This window comes from Shewanella sp. MF05913 (assembly GCF_059758095.1).
The window spans coordinates 39,448-54,737 of record NZ_JCAYNT010000011.1; the positions used below are offsets into that span (position 1 = coordinate 39,448).

General features: G+C 43.3%; 16 protein-coding genes. All 16 read left to right on the forward strand.

The features are described 5' to 3' along the window. The 16 genes from fliM to AC19MV_RS13725 all read left to right on the forward strand — a co-directional run bounded on the left by fliM (nucleotide 1) and on the right by AC19MV_RS13725 (nucleotide 15,263). Nucleotides 1–1,029, forward strand: coding sequence for a flagellar motor switch protein FliM (gene fliM / locus AC19MV_RS13650; RefSeq protein WP_432403521.1), 1,029 nt, complete (start codon nucleotides 1–3; stop codon nucleotides 1,027–1,029). A gap of 10 nt (nucleotides 1,030–1,039) precedes the next feature. Further along, complete coding sequence (gene fliN, locus AC19MV_RS13655; protein WP_160054621.1) at nucleotides 1,040–1,423, forward strand: flagellar motor switch protein FliN; 384 nt, start codon at nucleotides 1,040–1,042, stop codon at nucleotides 1,421–1,423. Between the two features lie 72 nt (nucleotides 1,424–1,495). Then, the gene (gene fliO / locus AC19MV_RS13660; RefSeq protein WP_498308335.1) at nucleotides 1,496–1,906 is read left to right on the forward strand and encodes a flagellar biosynthetic protein FliO; all 411 of its coding nucleotides are present in this window, start codon (nucleotides 1,496–1,498) and stop codon (nucleotides 1,904–1,906) included. A gap of 17 nt (nucleotides 1,907–1,923) precedes the next feature. Then, nucleotides 1,924–2,667, forward strand: coding sequence for a flagellar type III secretion system pore protein FliP (gene fliP, locus AC19MV_RS13665; protein ID WP_498308337.1), 744 nt, complete (start codon nucleotides 1,924–1,926; stop codon nucleotides 2,665–2,667). Nucleotides 2,668–2,679: 12 nt separating this feature from the next. Continuing rightward, nucleotides 2,680–2,949, forward strand: a complete 270-nt coding sequence (gene fliQ, locus AC19MV_RS13670; RefSeq protein ID WP_160054623.1) for a flagellar biosynthesis protein FliQ — start codon at nucleotides 2,680–2,682, stop codon at nucleotides 2,947–2,949. 3 nt (nucleotides 2,950–2,952) lie between these two features. Then, nucleotides 2,953–3,756: a flagellar biosynthetic protein FliR gene (gene fliR / locus AC19MV_RS13675; RefSeq protein ID WP_498308213.1), complete on the forward strand. Its 804-nt coding sequence runs from the start codon at nucleotides 2,953–2,955 to the stop codon at nucleotides 3,754–3,756. Between the two features lie 9 nt (nucleotides 3,757–3,765). Further along, nucleotides 3,766–4,899, forward strand: coding sequence for a flagellar biosynthesis protein FlhB (flhB, locus tag AC19MV_RS13680; protein ID WP_498308215.1), 1,134 nt, complete (start codon nucleotides 3,766–3,768; stop codon nucleotides 4,897–4,899). Nucleotides 4,900–5,014: 115 nt separating this feature from the next. Next, nucleotides 5,015–7,114: a flagellar biosynthesis protein FlhA gene (gene flhA / locus AC19MV_RS13685; protein ID WP_498308217.1), complete on the forward strand. Its 2,100-nt coding sequence runs from the start codon at nucleotides 5,015–5,017 to the stop codon at nucleotides 7,112–7,114. Nucleotides 7,115–7,143: 29 nt separating this feature from the next. Further along, a complete protein-coding gene (flhF, locus tag AC19MV_RS13690; protein ID WP_432403532.1) occupies nucleotides 7,144–8,529 on the forward strand; it encodes a flagellar biosynthesis GTPase FlhF in 1,386 nt (461 codons plus the stop codon). A 4-nt stretch (nucleotides 8,530–8,533) separates the two neighbouring features. After that, the gene (locus AC19MV_RS13695) at nucleotides 8,534–9,415 is read left to right on the forward strand and encodes a MinD/ParA family protein (RefSeq protein ID WP_432403623.1); all 882 of its coding nucleotides are present in this window, start codon (nucleotides 8,534–8,536) and stop codon (nucleotides 9,413–9,415) included. Continuing rightward, nucleotides 9,408–10,127: an RNA polymerase sigma factor FliA gene (locus tag AC19MV_RS13700; RefSeq protein ID WP_432403534.1), complete on the forward strand. Its 720-nt coding sequence runs from the start codon at nucleotides 9,408–9,410 to the stop codon at nucleotides 10,125–10,127. The genes AC19MV_RS13695 and AC19MV_RS13700 overlap by 8 nt, the downstream gene beginning before the upstream one ends. Nucleotides 10,128–10,172: 45 nt before the next feature. Then, a complete protein-coding gene (gene cheY / locus AC19MV_RS13705; protein WP_432403536.1) occupies nucleotides 10,173–10,556 on the forward strand; it encodes a chemotaxis response regulator CheY in 384 nt (127 codons plus the stop codon). 13 nt (nucleotides 10,557–10,569) lie between these two features. After that, nucleotides 10,570–11,307 (forward strand): protein phosphatase CheZ, encoded by a 738-nt coding sequence (locus AC19MV_RS13710; protein ID WP_432403538.1) that lies wholly within the window; start codon nucleotides 10,570–10,572, stop codon nucleotides 11,305–11,307. Between the two features lie 15 nt (nucleotides 11,308–11,322). Continuing rightward, the gene (locus tag AC19MV_RS13715; RefSeq protein ID WP_498308218.1) at nucleotides 11,323–13,563 is read left to right on the forward strand and encodes a chemotaxis protein CheA; all 2,241 of its coding nucleotides are present in this window, start codon (nucleotides 11,323–11,325) and stop codon (nucleotides 13,561–13,563) included. 25 nt (nucleotides 13,564–13,588) lie between these two features. Continuing rightward, nucleotides 13,589–14,815: a protein-glutamate methylesterase/protein-glutamine glutaminase gene (locus AC19MV_RS13720; protein ID WP_498308220.1), complete on the forward strand. Its 1,227-nt coding sequence runs from the start codon at nucleotides 13,589–13,591 to the stop codon at nucleotides 14,813–14,815. Further along, complete coding sequence (locus tag AC19MV_RS13725) at nucleotides 14,808–15,263, forward strand: membrane anchored protein in chemotaxis locus (RefSeq protein WP_498308222.1); 456 nt, start codon at nucleotides 14,808–14,810, stop codon at nucleotides 15,261–15,263. Before AC19MV_RS13720 ends, AC19MV_RS13725 begins: the two co-directional genes overlap by 8 nt. Nucleotides 15,264–15,290 lie beyond the last annotated feature (27 nt).

Genomic DNA, 15,290 nt, shown 5'->3' on the forward strand with positions numbered 1-15,290 from the left:
GTGAGTGATTTATTAAGCCAAGATGAAATCGATGCGCTACTTCATGGAGTAGACGACGTTGATGACGATGATATTGAAGAGAATAGCGAAGATGCGCGCTCTTATGATTTCTCGTCTCAAGACCGAATTGTACGTGGCCGTATGCCCACGCTTGAAATCGTTAACGAGCGCTTTGCACGTCATCTTCGGATAAGCATGTTTAACATGATGCGCCGCGCGGCAGAAGTGTCTATTAATGGCGTACAAATGCTTAAGTTTGGCGAGTACGTTCATACGTTATTTGTACCTACCAGTTTAAATATGGTGCGTTTTAGCCCGTTGAAGGGGACTGCACTTATTACCATGGAAGCACGTTTAGTGTTTATTTTGGTTGATAATTTCTTTGGTGGTGACGGCCGTTTTCATGCCAAAATTGAAGGGCGAGAATTTACCCCGACAGAGCGTCGCATTGTTCAGTTGTTGCTAAAAATCATCTTTGAAGATTATAAAGATGCATGGGCGCCGGTAATGGATGTTGAGTTTGAATATCTTGATTCGGAAGTGAACCCTGCAATGGCTAACATTGTCAGCCCAACTGAAGTCGTGGTCATTAACTCATTTCACATTGAAGTTGACGGCGGCGGCGGTGATTTCCATATTACCATGCCGTATTCGATGATTGAGCCTATCCGTGAGTTATTAGACGCGGGTGTGCAAAGTGATAAGCAAGATACTGACATGCGTTGGTCGCAGGCGCTTCGTGATGAAATTATGGACGTACAAGTTGGCTTTGATGCCAATATCGTTGAACACGAAGTGACATTACGCGACGTGATGGGCTTTAAAGCCGGGGATATTATTCCTATCGACTTGCCTGAACATATTATGATGCGCATTGAAGACTTGCCGACTTATCGTTGTAAACTCGGTAAGTCACGCGATAATTTAGCATTAAAAATTAGCGAGAAAATAGCTCGACCAGAAACGGTCAAATCAGAACTCCAACTGGTTACGCGTAAAGGTAAGGCTCGTGAAATTTCAGATTTATAAGGTGATATAAATGAGTACAGAAGATACTGGTGATGATTGGGCTGCAGCGATGGCTGAGCAAGCATTAGAAGAAGCGCAGCAGGTTGAGCTAGATGAGTTAGTTGATGACTCTAAACCGATAACCAAAGAAGAAGCCGCTAAATTGGATTCGATTCTTGATATCCCGGTGACCATTTCAATGGAAGTGGGCCGCAGTTTTATTAGCATTCGTAATTTATTGCAGCTAAACCAGGGGTCAGTGGTTGAACTTGACCGTGTTGCCGGCGAACCACTTGATGTGATGGTAAACGGTACGTTAATTGCGCACGGTGAAGTGGTGGTCGTGAACGATAAATTTGGTATCCGTTTAACCGACGTGATCAGCCAAACTGAACGTATTAAAAAGCTTAAATAATCTTGATGAGCAAAACCGGCCTTGTACAGGTTTTGCTAAAGGTTCACAACACAAGGAATGACCGTGGCAAATATGATCTCAATGCTCAGTGTGATGGCCCAAGCATTGACCGATGCCGAAGTGCCCAATGCTGCAAACTCTGCAACTACCGCTGTACTCACTCGCACCTCTGAAGTCTCAAATACTGCAACGCTTGCCAATATGGTGGGTGGATTAATTGTAGTACTGGCGATCATTTTTGTCTTAGCTTACATTGTAAAACGTCTAAATCTTGTGCCATCAAATGGTGGGGTCATTAAAACACTTGCGGTGACGCCCATTGGCCAGCGTGAGAAAGTGATGCTTATTGACGTTAATGGTCAGCAATATCTTCTCGGTGTTACTCCGCAAAGTATTAATCTCATCGACAAATTAGACACCGCGGTAGATGTCCCTGCAACTTCATTTGCCAGCCGTTTGAGAAAAGCTAAGGAACAGCAATAATGAATAAATACACTAGCATGTTGCAGATGGCCATTATGGCAATGCTCGGGTTATTGATGGCTCCTGATGCGTTCGCGCAAGATGGCATTTTACCGGCTGTTACTGTGACCACAGGCGCCGACGGTGCAACAGAATATTCAGTAACATTACAAATTTTATTGCTGATGACGGCGATGAGCTTTATCCCAGCAATGGTGATTATGCTGACATCGTTTACGCGTATCATTGTGGTGTTATCGATATTAAGACAAGCATTGGGCTTGCAGCAAACCCCATCAAATCAAGTGCTTATTGGTATTAGCTTGTTTATGACGTTTTTTATTATGGCGCCAGTATTTGATAAGATTTATGTCGAGGCGGTTGAACCATACGTTAATGAAACCATGACCTTAACCCAGGCATATGATGTTGGCAAAGAACCGATAAAAACGTTTATGTTGTCGCAAGTTCGCACCACAGACTTACAAACCTTTATTGAAATTTCGGGCTACAAAGACATTCAATCTCCAGAGCAAGCGCCAATGAGCGTGGTGATCCCTGCGTTTATTACCAGTGAACTAAAAACCGCTTTTCAGATTGGTTTTATGTTGTTCGTGCCATTTTTAGTGCTCGATTTAGTGGTCGCCAGTATCTTAATGGCTATGGGTATGATGATGTTATCGCCGATGATTGTGTCGCTACCTTTTAAAATTATGTTATTTGTTTTAGTTGATGGTTGGGGCCTAGTGATGGGCACATTAGCGAATAGCTTCGGAATATAAGGCCGCCTATTTATGTCTCCAGAATCGCTAATAGATATCTTTAGAGAAGCATTGTCGGTCATTGTACTGATTGTGTCGGCGATTATTTTGCCCGGTTTGTTCATTGGTTTGATTGTGGCAGTGTTTCAGGCGGCAACCTCGATTAATGAACAAACCCTAAGTTTTTTACCTCGTCTTTTAGTGACCTTGTTTGCACTGATGTTTTTAGGTCACTGGCTAGTACAAACCATGATGGATTTTTTCCTTGATATGGTAAACCTCATTCCTGTAGTGATAGGTTAAGTTATGGATATTTTGTTTGATGAAATCAGTCAAACAATTGCCGCATACCTGTTGCCGTTTTTTCGTATCTCCTCGATGTTAATGGTCATGCCGGTATTTGGTGCTAATACCACGCCATCGCGTGTTCGTTTGCTGTTATCTGTTGCCATTACCGTTGCCGTTGCGCCAGTATTACCGCCTATTGAAGCCGTTGAACTCATGGCGTTTAGCTCAGTGTTTGTGATTGCTCAACAAATTCTTATTGGTGTGTCGATGGGGTTTGTTACTCTAATGGTAATGCAGACATTTGTGTTAACGGGGCAAATTATTGGTATGCAAACCAGCTTAGGTTTTGCCTCTATGGTTGACCCCGGTTCAGGTGAACAAACACCTGTGGTGAGTAATTTCTTTTTACTGCTCGCGACCCTGATATTTTTAGCCGTTGATGGCCATTTATTGATGTTTAGAATGCTGGTGGCCAGTTTTGAAACGATCCCTATTTCGACTCAAGGTATTTCTATTGCCAATTATCGCGCGTTAGCTGAATGGGGCAGTTATATGTTTGGGGCGGCATTAACCATGTCAATCTCGGCGATTGTGGCCTTATTACTGATTAACCTCTCTTTTGGTGTGATGACCAGAGCGTCACCTCAGTTAAACATTTTCTCTATTGGTTTTCCCGTTACCATGGTCAGTGGTTTGCTGATTTTATGGTTAACCCTTGGTCCTATCATGGCGCATTTTGATGAAGTCTGGCAGGCGGCACAGCTGTTGATGTGTGATGTGTTACAACTTCAATGTCAAACCGACGCAGCAATCGTGTTCTAAGGAGGGAAAATGGCCGAAAATGACAGCAGTCAAGAACGCACAGAAGAACCCACCAGTAAGAGACTTGAACAAGCACGTGAAAAGGGTCAAGTCGCTCGCTCAAAAGAACTCGGAACCGCCGCGGTGTTATTGGCTGCATCAGTAGGCTTTGCCATGACTGGACCTTCTATTGCGATTAGCCTTTACAACATCATGAAACAAATTTTCTCCATGGAGCGCGATCAAATATTCGATACCAACTCGATGTTTCGTGTTTGGGGCGTCGTGGGTAATGAGCTTGCCTGGCCACTGTTGAGTTTTATTGCATTGTTGGCGTTTGTGTCTTTCTTAGGCAATATCGTATTAGGTGGCATGTCTTTTTCGGTCAAAGCATTTATGCCTAAAGGCAGTAAGCTTAATCCGATGAATGGCTTTAAACGCATGTTTGGTACTCAAGCGCTGGTTGAGTTAACTAAAGGTATCGCTAAGTTTGCTGTTGTTGCGCTGTCGGCATATTTTTTATTAACGTTCTATTTTTACGATATTTTAATGTTATCGAACGACCATTTGCCGGGTAATGTGTACCATGCGTTAGATTTGCTGGTATGGATGTTTATTGTTTTATGCAGTTCAATGTTGCTGATTGTCATTATTGATGTGCCGTTCCAGATTTGGAATCACAATAAACAGCTTAAAATGACCAAGCAAGAAGTCAAAGATGAATATAAAGATACTGAGGGTAAACCTGAAGTCAAAGGGCGTATTAGGCAAATGCAGCATGAAATGGCTCAGCGCCGGATGATGACAGAAGTGCCCAAAGCGGATGTGATAGTGGTTAACCCCGAGCACTATGCAGTAGCGGTTAAATATGATGTGACCCGTTCATCGGCTCCATTTTTAATTGCCAAAGGCGTAGACGATGTTGCGTTTAAAATACGAGAAATTGCTCGTGAACATAACGTCGCTATTGTGTCGGCCCCACCTCTTGCCAGGGCTATTTACCATACCACCAAGATTGACCAACAAGTGCCAGAAGGGCTCTTTACCGCAGTGGCTCAAGTATTAGCCTACGTGTTTCAACTCAGACAATATCAAAAAGGTAAGGGGCGTAAGCCTAAACCTATTCCTTACAAACAGCCTATCCCCGATGATTTAAAATATTAAGCTCAGCATGTTTTTCGATAATGCTATCTTTGGCTTAATTCTTGCTTTCTAAGTTTATTCGCGTCAATTAACAGTCCATTGACGCAGTAGACTGACAGAAAGGGTTCATCTAAATATGGATGCAAAAGCAGCTTTTGGGCAATTTAAACAAATAAGACCATCTACTTTTAAAGGTATCGGTACGCCTGTATTAGTTTTGGCTGCATTAGGGATGGTGATTTTGCCTATCCCGCCATTCTTGCTCGATATCTTGTTTTCTTTCAATATAGCCTTAGCGTTAGTGGTGTTACTCGTCGCGATTTATACCGACAGACCCCTTGATTTTGCTGCCTTTCCTACCGTGTTACTTGTCGCGACGTTGTTGCGATTAGCGTTAAACGTCGCTTCAACTCGAATTGTATTGTTAGAAGGCCATAACGGTGGAGATGCGGCGGGTAAGGTGATTGAAGCCTTTGGTTCTGTGGTAATTGGCGGCAATTATGCTGTGGGTTTAGTGGTGTTCATTATCCTAATTATCATTAACTTTGCAGTAGTTACCAAAGGTGCTGGGCGTATTGCTGAGGTGAGTGCTCGCTTTACCCTCGACGCAATGCCCGGCAAACAAATGGCCATTGATGCAGATTTAAATGCGGGAACGCTTACCCAAGACCAAGCGCGTATTCGCCGCGCCGAAGTGACCCGTGAAGCTGACTTTTATGGCGCAATGGACGGTGCGTCGAAGTTTGTTAAAGGTGATGCTATTGCCGGTATTATGATCCTAGTGATTAACATCCTCGGCGGTTTTGTTATTGGTATAGTGCAACATGATCTTGATTTCTCAAGTGCGGTAGAAATTTATACCTTACTGACCATTGGTGATGGTTTAGTGGCGCAAATACCTGGCTTACTATTGTCTATTGCTGCGGCCTTAATGGTAACGCGTCAAAATGAATCTGGTGATATGGGCCAGATGATGATGAGTCAGATGTTTGACAATCATAAGTCTTTAGCGATTGCCGCAGGTCTACTGTTTATTATGGGTATTGTACCCGGCATGCCGCATGTGGCATTTTTAACGTTTGCATTTATCACCGCCGGCGCCGCTTATTTTGTTTACAAACGTAATGTTGAAAGAAAGCAAGCTGCGTTAGTTGTCGCGACTAAAGGCCCTGCGGAAGCCAAAGATAAAGAACCTAAAGATTTGAGCTGGGATGATGTGCGCCACGTTGACACCATCGGTCTTGAAGTCGGCTATCGGTTAATTCCATTGGTTGATAAATCCCAGGGTGGCGAATTATTAGGCCGTATTAAGGGTGTTCGTAAGAAATTATCTCAAGAGTTAGGATTTTTAGTGCCAGCAGTGCATATTCGTGACAATCTAGACTTATCACCCAATGCTTATCGGATTTCATTGATGGGGGTTGTGGTGGGTGAAGCCGAAGTGAGACATGACTGTGAACTGGCAATTAACCCAGGACAAGTTTATGGCAAGCTCGACGGTATTGAAACTCGCGATCCTGCATTTGGTTTAGAGGCCGTTTGGATTTCGCCAGAGCAACGTGAGCATGCACAAACATTAGGCTACACAGTGGTAGATACCGCGACCGTTGTCGCAACCCATATTAGCCAATTGTTAAGCAACAATGCCGCTAAACTATTAGGTTACGAAGAAGTGCAGCAGTTAATGGATATGCTGGCAAAGAACTCACCAAAATTAGTGGATGGTTTTGTACCCGACATTATGCCTTTAGGCTCTGTGGTTAAAGTCATGCAGAACTTATTAAATGAGGGTGTATCGGTTCGAGATTTACGCACAATCGTCCAAACGTTATTAGAGTATGGCAGTAAGAGTAATGATACTGAAGTATTGACAGCTGCAGTGCGTATCGCCCTAAAACGGATGATAGTCCAGGAGATCTCTGGACCAGAACTTGAAATCCCTGTCATTACATTGGCGCCTGAGTTGGAACAGATGTTGCATAAGTCTATGCAGGCGACAGGTGGAGAAGGGCCAAATATTGAACCTGGACTCGCAGAACGCATGCAGCAGTCACTTTTAGATGCTGCACAGAAGCAAGAAATGGTTGGGCAACCAGCCATATTATTGACATCTGGTATGCTGAGATCCACGCTGTCACGATTTGTTAAATACACTATTCCAAATTTACGAGTGATTTCTTACCAAGAAATCCCCGACGAGAAACAAATCAGAATTGTTTCTGCAGTAGGTCAATAGTGATAACGTCAGTTTAAAGAGGTGCGTACGTGAAAATTAAACGATTTTTTGCCAAAGATATGCGTGCAGCATTGGCACAAGTTAAAGACACCCTAGGGTCTGACGCTGTCATTATGTCTAATAAAAAAGTGGCTGGTGGCATCGAAATTGTTGCCGCGGTTGATTATGACGAACCCAAAGCCGCTATGGCGTCGCAAGCGCCAACGAATAGCTTTATGGATGTCAGTGAAGATAGAGTTTCATTGGGCGCTAAACCTGCCGTTAAGGCACATTCAAAAGTGAGCCCACCGCCTGCCGCGGACTCGTTACAAGCATTACTTGAAAAGCAGCACAATCGCATGGCACAGCAAATGTCTGTGCATCAAGATGAACCAGAGTTACCTGAATGGGCTCGCCAATTACAAGGGGCTAAAACGGCTAAGCCTACCCCAAGTGCCCCACAGGTAAATCATCTTGAAAAACCCAATAAAAGTAATAAAAATCAATCTGCCGAGCTAGACTCATTGCGTGAGGAAATGGCATCGTTAAGAAGCTTACTGACCCACCAGGTGTCTTCTTTAATGAAAGATCACAAAAAGCGCTCTGATCCAGTTGGCGCCATGTTAGAAAGTAAATTAATTGCAGCTGAGTTTTCTCCCGCTGTTGCTGCTAAACTAGCTGGGCTGAGCCAACACTACACGCCAGCAGACTTAGTGCGAGCATTACCACAAAGTTTAGCTAATTTACTTGATAATCAAGGTGATGATATTGTTAAACGTGGTGGTGTGGTTGCTTTTGTTGGCCCAACGGGTGTCGGTAAAACGACTTCTTTAGCAAAAATTGCTGCGCGGTTTGCTGCACATCATGGTCCTGAACAAGTCGCGTTGATTACGACAGACCATTATCGAATTGGAGCATATGAGCAATTAGCGACATATGGTAAAATTATGGGCTGCCCAGTTAAGCAAGCACATGATTTAAGCGAATTAGAGCAGATTTTATATCAATTTAGAAATCGTAAGCTAGTGTTAATTGATACTGCAGGAATGGGACAACGTGACATGCGTCTTTATCAACAACTTGATAATTTGACTGCAAATAGTAGGATCCCAATCCGCAGTTATTTAGTAATGTCTGCCACAGGCCAGCGTCGTGTATTACAAGATGCTGTTGAACACTTTAAACGCATTCCGTTATCGGGTGCTATTTTGACTAAATTAGATGAATCAGTATCAATTGCAGGTGCATTGAGCGTATTGATTCAAAATGAGTTACCATTGAGTTATGTTACTGACGGTCAACGTGTTCCAGAAGACATGAAAGTGGCTGATACACTAGAATTAGCCAAACAAGCACTAGCCGCATTAAACGAAACAGAACAACCAACGTCACAAGACACGGCATGGTCAAATGACACTGCCTATGCATTTGAGTAAAGATATGACTCGGGATCAAGCAAGTGGTTTACGTATGATGAATCAACCAAATAACGATAAAGTTAAAGTAATTGCCGTATCCGGTGGTAAAGGCGGAGTCGGTAAAACAAGCGTATCAATTAATACTGCAGTCGCATTAGCCGAAAAGGGCAAGCGTGTACTGGTGCTTGATGCTGACTTAGGTTTAGCCAACGTTGATGTGATGCTAGGGATCCGTGCAGAGAAAAATTTATCTCATGTTTTGTCTGGCGATGCCGAATTAGATGACATCATTGTCCGTGGGCCAAAAGGGATCGGTATTGTGCCGGCCACGTCTGGTTCACAAGCGATGGTTGAATTGACCCCAGCGCAGCATGCAGGTTTAATTCGTGCCTTTAGTGAAATGCGCACCCAGTTCGACATTTTAATTGTTGATACGGCTGCGGGTATTTCAGATATGGTGCTGAGTTTTTCGCGGGCGTCACAAGATGTATTAATCGTTGTATGTGATGAACCTACATCGATTACCGATGCTTATGCACTGATTAAGATTTTAAGTCGTGAACACGGTGTGTTCCACTTCAAAATTGTGGCAAATATGGTGCGTAGTTTACGCGAAGGCATGGAATTATTTGCTAAACTCAGTAAAGTAACAGATAGATTTTTAGATGTGGCTTTAGAGCTTGTCGCTAGCGTTCCTTTTGATGAAAATTTGCGCAAAGCAGTTCGTAAACAAAAATTGGTTGTAGAAGCGTTTCCCAAATCACCTTCTGCGATTGCATACCAAGGGTTGGCCAATAAAATTATGACCTGGCCTGTACCGCAGCAACCTGGTGGTCACTTAGAGTTTTTTGTTGAACGATTAGTACAACGTAAACCAGTAGAAGAGGGGAGAGCGAGTGAATAAAGCCGCAGCGTATACTCAGTTCGATAACAAAACATCGATTGTTGAACAGTATGCACCGTTGGTGAAACGCATTGCTCATCATATGTTGGCAAGGCTGCCAGCATCAGTGCAACTGGATGATTTATTACAAGCAGGTATGATGGGGCTTCTAGAAGCATCATCAAAATTTGATGGCACCAAAGGGGCTAAATTTGAAACCTTTGCTGGCATTCGTATTCGTGGCGCAATGATTGACGAAATTCGCCGCGGTGACTGGGTTCCACGCTCAGTTCATCGTAATAATCGCCGTGTAGCCCATGTCATTGACGAACTTGAACAAGTGTTAGGGCGCGATGCACGAGACACAGAAATTGCTGAAAAACTTGATATGTCTCTCGATGAGTACCATCATATCTTAAATGATGTTTCTGTCGGTAAAATCATAGGCATAGAAGACCTTGGTGTTTCCCAGGATGTGTTAACCACAGACGACGAATCCCCAAATGAAGCTTTTGATTCTCTCGCTGAGACTCAGTTCCAATCTGCACTGGTTGAAGCAATTAAAACCTTGCCAGAAAGAGATGCTTTAGTGCTGTCGTTATATTATGACGAAGCATTAAACTTAAAAGAAATCGGTGCCATCCTTGAGGTAAGTGAGTCGCGAGTTAGCCAGATATTAAGTCAGGCTATGCTCAGACTAAAAGCCAAACTCAAGCATTGGACACAAGAATAATAACTAATTATAGAGCAAACGAGTGTCAGCTCACCGGAGGAAACCTTGGACAAGAATATGAAGATTCTTATTGTTGACGATTTTTCAACAATGAGACGTATCATTAAGAACTTGTTGCGAGACTTGGGATTTAATAATACCCAAGAAGCAGATGATGGCTCAACAGCCCTACCTATGTTACAAAAAGGTCATTTTGACTTTGTTGTAACCGACTGGAATATGCCGGGAATGCAGGGTATTGATTTACTTAGAGCAATCCGTGCAGACGATTCACTAAAACATTTACCTGTATTAATGGTTACGGCTGAAGCTAAGCGTGAGCAAATCATTGCTGCGGCTCAAGCTGGTGTTAATGGTTATGTTGTTAAACCGTTCACAGCCGCTACGTTAAAAGAAAAGTTAGACAAAATCTTTGAACGACTCGCTTAAGCAAGGATAAGTCATGCAGGCATCAATATCGGGGTTAATTACTCTCGAACAGGCCCAGCAACTTGTTGAACTGCTATCGGCGGGAGAGCAAGGTAAAGCTGACGAATTAATTAGAGATTTAGCGACTCCTCTGCAGCGTGAGCTGTTTGAAGAGGTCGGTAAGCTCACTCGCCAATTGCACAGCGCACTAAAAGATTTCCAAGTTGATAACCGTTTATCTGAATTAGCGAACACTGAAATTCCGGATGCTAAAGAAAGATTAAACTATGTTATTGAGATGACAGAACAAGCTGCTAATAAAACCATGGATGCGGTTGAAGAATGTTTGCCTTTGGCCGATACCATTATAAGCAACATTCAATCTGTAACGCCTATGTGGGATAAACTGATGCGTCGCGACATCGAACTGGGTGAATTTAAATCACTTTGTCATGATGTTCAGCAGTTTATGTCTAATAGCGAGCATGATTCTAACCGTCTTCGTGAATTGCTCACTCAGATATTGATGGCGCAAGATTTCCAAGATTTAACCGGTCAGATGATCCGCCGAGTGATTGAACTAGTGCGCGAAGTAGAGAGTAATTTAGTATCCATGTTGACCGTTTTTGGTGACCATACTACTGAGTCATTACCTACAATTAAAGATAATAAGATAGAGGCAGAAGGCCCAATCATGAACGCTGAGTTACGTGAAGACGTGGTCACGGGTCAGGATGAAGTTGATGATCTGCTATCAAGTCTGGGTTTCTAATTAGGAGTCAATTTAATGTCATTTGATGTTGATGAAGAGATACTCCAGGACTTTTTAATTGAAGCTGGTGAGATTTTAGAGCTTCTACAAGAGCAGCTGGTCGCTCTTGAAAATAATCCTGATGACAGTGATTTACTTAATGCTATTTTCCGTGGATTTCACACCGTCAAAGGTGGGGCCGGTTTTCTAAGCCTTAAACCCATGGTTGATGTGTGTCACGAAGCAGAAAACACGTTTGATCTTTTACGTACTGGTAAACGTGTAGTCAATGCAGAGCTAATGGACATAATTTTGCAAGCGGTTGATGCAATTAATACCATGTTTGCTCAAACTCAACAGGGACAACAACAAGACCCTGCCGATTCAGACTTGTTAGCAAAACTAAAATTATTAAGCTCTGGCGCTCCACTGCCGTCTGAAATGGGTCAATCAACTGCTGAACCTGAAATCATAGAAGAAGCCGCTGAAGTCTCTGAACCTGAGTATGTCGAAGACATTAGTGTGCAATCTACTTCTGCGCCTAGCTCAACTGGTATTGATGAAATTGACGAATCTGAATTTGAAGCATTACTCGATGCCTTGCATGGCTCAGGTAAAAGCCCAACCTCAACAGCTACATCCGCTGTAAATCAAGACACCATAGCACCTAAATCGGCCAGTGCATCATCAAGCAATAGTGATGAGATTACCGATGATGAGTTTGAAGCATTACTTGATGAGCTTCATGGTTCTGGATCGTTTAAAGCCAAAGCTGAAACCACTAGCGAACCCATTAAGCCAGCAGAACCGGTTGTTGAACCATTAGTCGACTCTGATGAAATTACCGATGATGAATTTGAACGCTTATTAGATGAATTACATGGTAAAGGCAGTGCTCCAGTCGTTGCTAAACCCGCAGCCCCTGTCGTAGCGGCTACGCCTACACCTCCTAAAGCTCCTGACGTACCGAAAGCTGTTACACCAGCACCCGTTGCCAAAGCCGCGCCGGTAGCAGTGCCCGTACCTAAAGCAGAAGTCGCCAAAGATAAAGCGCCTGTACCTGTAGCGGCCAAAGCCAATGCTGTCCCACAAGGCGAAACGACTGTTCGTGTTGATACTGCTCGTTTAGACCAGATTATGAATATGGTTGGCGAATTAGTGTTAGTGCGTAATCGCCTGGTGAGTTTAGGCATTACCCGCGAAGACGAAGAAATGTCTAAAGCGTTGGCCAACCTTGATCTCGTTACCGCTGACTTGCAAGGTGCGGTAATGAAAACCCGCATGCAGCCAATTAAGAAAGTGTTTGGCCGTTTTCCAAGGGTTGTCCGCGATTTAGCTCGAACATTAAATAAAGAAATTGATTTGATCATGATTGGTGAAGAAACCGATCTTGATAAAAATTTAGTTGAGGCACTAGCCGATCCATTAGTCCACTTAGTGCGAAACTCGGTAGACCATGGTATTGAAATGCCGATTACGCGTGAAGCCAATGGCAAGCCTCGAACAGGCACCATTACGCTTTCTGCGAGTCAAGAAGGTGACCATATCCTGCTTAAAATTGAGGATGATGGCGCTGGGATGGATCCTGAAAAGCTAAAACAAATTGCTATCACTCGCGGCGTGTTAGACGAAGATGCCGCATCAAGAATGACTGATAACGAAGCGTATAATCTGATTTTTGCACCAGGCTTCTCAACTAAAGTTGAGATATCTGATATTTCAGGCCGTGGTGTGGGAATGGATGTGGTTAAAACTCGCATTACTCAGTTAAACGGTACTGTTCACATTGATTCAATGAAAGGTAAAGGCACGGTTCTTGAGATTAAAGTGCCGTTGACCTTAGCGATTATGCCAACCTTAATGGTCGATGTGTCTAAGCAAGTATTCGCATTGCCGCTGTCGAGTGTGAATGAAATCTTCAATTTAGATTTAACTAAAACGAATATTGTCGATGGCCAATTAACGGTGATTTTCCGTAATAAAGCTGTGCCATTGTTTTATCTTGAGCATTGGCTTCATAGCAAGAAAACGACGTTTAAGCATGGTGATAAAAAGCATGGCCATGTTGTTATTGTGCAGCTTGGCACTTTGCAGATTGGTTTTGTTGTCGACGCACTTATTGGTCAAGAAGAAGTGGTGATTAAGCCCTTAGGCAGTATGTTGCAAGGCACGCCTGGTATGGCTGGAGCAACAATTACTTCAGACGGCGGTATTGCGCTTATTTTAGATATTCCCGGTTTACTTAAACATTACGCCAAAAATAAAAACAAAAAATAAAAAGTTCCATAAATTAAGGAATTAAATGGCCATAAAAGTATTAGTTGTAGATGATTCTAGCTTTTTTCGACGTCGAGTCAGTGAAATTGTTAATCAAGATCCTGATCTCGAAGTCGTTGCTGTTGCTGTTAATGGCAAAGAAGCGGTTGAGATGGCTGCAAAGTTAAACCCTCAAGTGATCACGATGGATATCGAGATGCCGGTTATGGACGGTATTAGTGCTGTCCGTGAGATCATGGCTAACAATCCTACACCTATTTTAATGTTTTCTTCGTTAACACATGACGGAGCTAAAGCGACACTTGATGCGCTAGAAGCTGGCGCGCTCGACTTTCTCCCGAAACGTTTTGAAGACATCGCGACCAATAAAGATGATGCAATTAGTTTGCTACAACAGCGCATAAAAGCGTTGGGTCGCAGACGAATGTATCGACCGAGCGCGTTATCAACTCCGAGTGCATTATCTAGCAATACAATAGACTCTCGTCGTTCAACGAGCTTATCAGACAATAGTTTAAGTGCACCTCGCCGACCTTTAGGCTCAAGAGTTAATCAAAGCACTGCAACTGTTGGGAATGCTTCATTACCCTCTCGCAGCGGATTAACTTCGCCAGTGACTGAGCGTCAATCAGCACAGATTGCTCCATCAGTGTCTACTATTCGAGCCAGTGGTAAACAATACAAAGTCTTATTAATCGGTACCTCAACAGGTGGGCCTGTTGCGCTACAAAAAGTGCTGACGGCATTTCCAGCTAATTACCCGCACCCTATTGTACTCATTCAACATATGCCGGCCGCGTTTACGCCCGCATTTGCTGCTCGTTTAAACTCGTTATGCAAAATAGAAGTGAAAGAAGCACAAAATGGCGACGTCATGCGTGCTGGTTGTGCGTATCTTGCGCCTGGTGGTATGCAGCTAATGTTAGAGCGCGCCGGGATGACCGCACGCTTAAAAGTGTTGGCTGGTAACGCAGACATGAATTATAAACCATCGGTAGATATTACTTTTGCATCTGCATCTAAAGCTTATGGTGGTGATGTCTTGGCTGTGGTATTAACAGGAATGGGAGCCGATGGCCGCGAAGGCGCCAGAATGCTTAAGTCTGCTGGGGCGACTATTTGGGCTCAAGATGAAGCCAGTTGTGTCGTATATGGAATGCCGCAAGCCGTTGCTTCTGTAGGAATATCTGTACATTCTATTGCGCTTGATAATATGGCCGATGCGATTTTAAAAGAGACCTGCCGTGGCTAATTCAGCAACATCATTAATCACTAAGCTTCGATTAGGCTTATTTTTGTGCTTTGTTGCCATCCTTGTGTTAGGCAGTTTATATCTTGATTCACGGCGTAAAATGACCTTACTTACAAAAGAGGTTGAACAACTAAAATCTTCGCAAGTGTTATTGATGGTACCGGAAGACCAAGCTGAAAATATTTCTAATTGGTTGTTAATGCATCCAGAGCAAACCCAAGCCATGATTAGTCAGTCGGGCAAAAATGACACGAAAAGTGTGCTAGTTGGGCCAGGAGCAGAGGCGCCTAACAATGACAAATTACCACCATCGACTGACAGTTCACAGACATTACCAACGCATGAAGTTATAGTGTCTGAAAATGCTCAAGGCGTTAAAGTGATTCGCTTGCCTAATGGCGGTATTCGAGTTACCACTCGAGAAGATAAACAACAAAAACAGCAATGAGCATTCCATCGCATAATGATAAGTTGA

Bases quoted from the DNA above. Each gene is read 5' to 3' on its own strand.
- fliN (WP_160054621.1), top strand. From the start codon at position 1,040: ATGAGTACAGAAGATACTGGTGATGATTGGGCTGCAGCGATGGCTGAG.
- fliO (WP_498308335.1), top strand. From the start codon at position 1,496: ATGATCTCAATGCTCAGTGTGATGGCCCAAGCATTGACCGATGCCGAA.
- fliP (WP_498308337.1), top strand. From the start codon at position 1,924: ATGTTGCAGATGGCCATTATGGCAATGCTCGGGTTATTGATGGCTCCT.
- fliQ (WP_160054623.1), top strand. From the start codon at position 2,680: ATGTCTCCAGAATCGCTAATAGATATCTTTAGAGAAGCATTGTCGGTC.
- fliR (WP_498308213.1), top strand. From the start codon at position 2,953: ATGGATATTTTGTTTGATGAAATCAGTCAAACAATTGCCGCATACCTG.
- flhB (WP_498308215.1), top strand. From the start codon at position 3,766: ATGGCCGAAAATGACAGCAGTCAAGAACGCACAGAAGAACCCACCAGT.
- flhA (WP_498308217.1), top strand. From the start codon at position 5,015: ATGGATGCAAAAGCAGCTTTTGGGCAATTTAAACAAATAAGACCATCT.
- AC19MV_RS13695 (WP_432403623.1), top strand. From the start codon at position 8,534: ATGACTCGGGATCAAGCAAGTGGTTTACGTATGATGAATCAACCAAAT.
- AC19MV_RS13710 (WP_432403538.1), top strand. From the start codon at position 10,570: ATGCAGGCATCAATATCGGGGTTAATTACTCTCGAACAGGCCCAGCAA.
- AC19MV_RS13715 (WP_498308218.1), top strand. From the start codon at position 11,323: ATGTCATTTGATGTTGATGAAGAGATACTCCAGGACTTTTTAATTGAA.
- AC19MV_RS13720 (WP_498308220.1), top strand. From the start codon at position 13,589: ATGGCCATAAAAGTATTAGTTGTAGATGATTCTAGCTTTTTTCGACGT.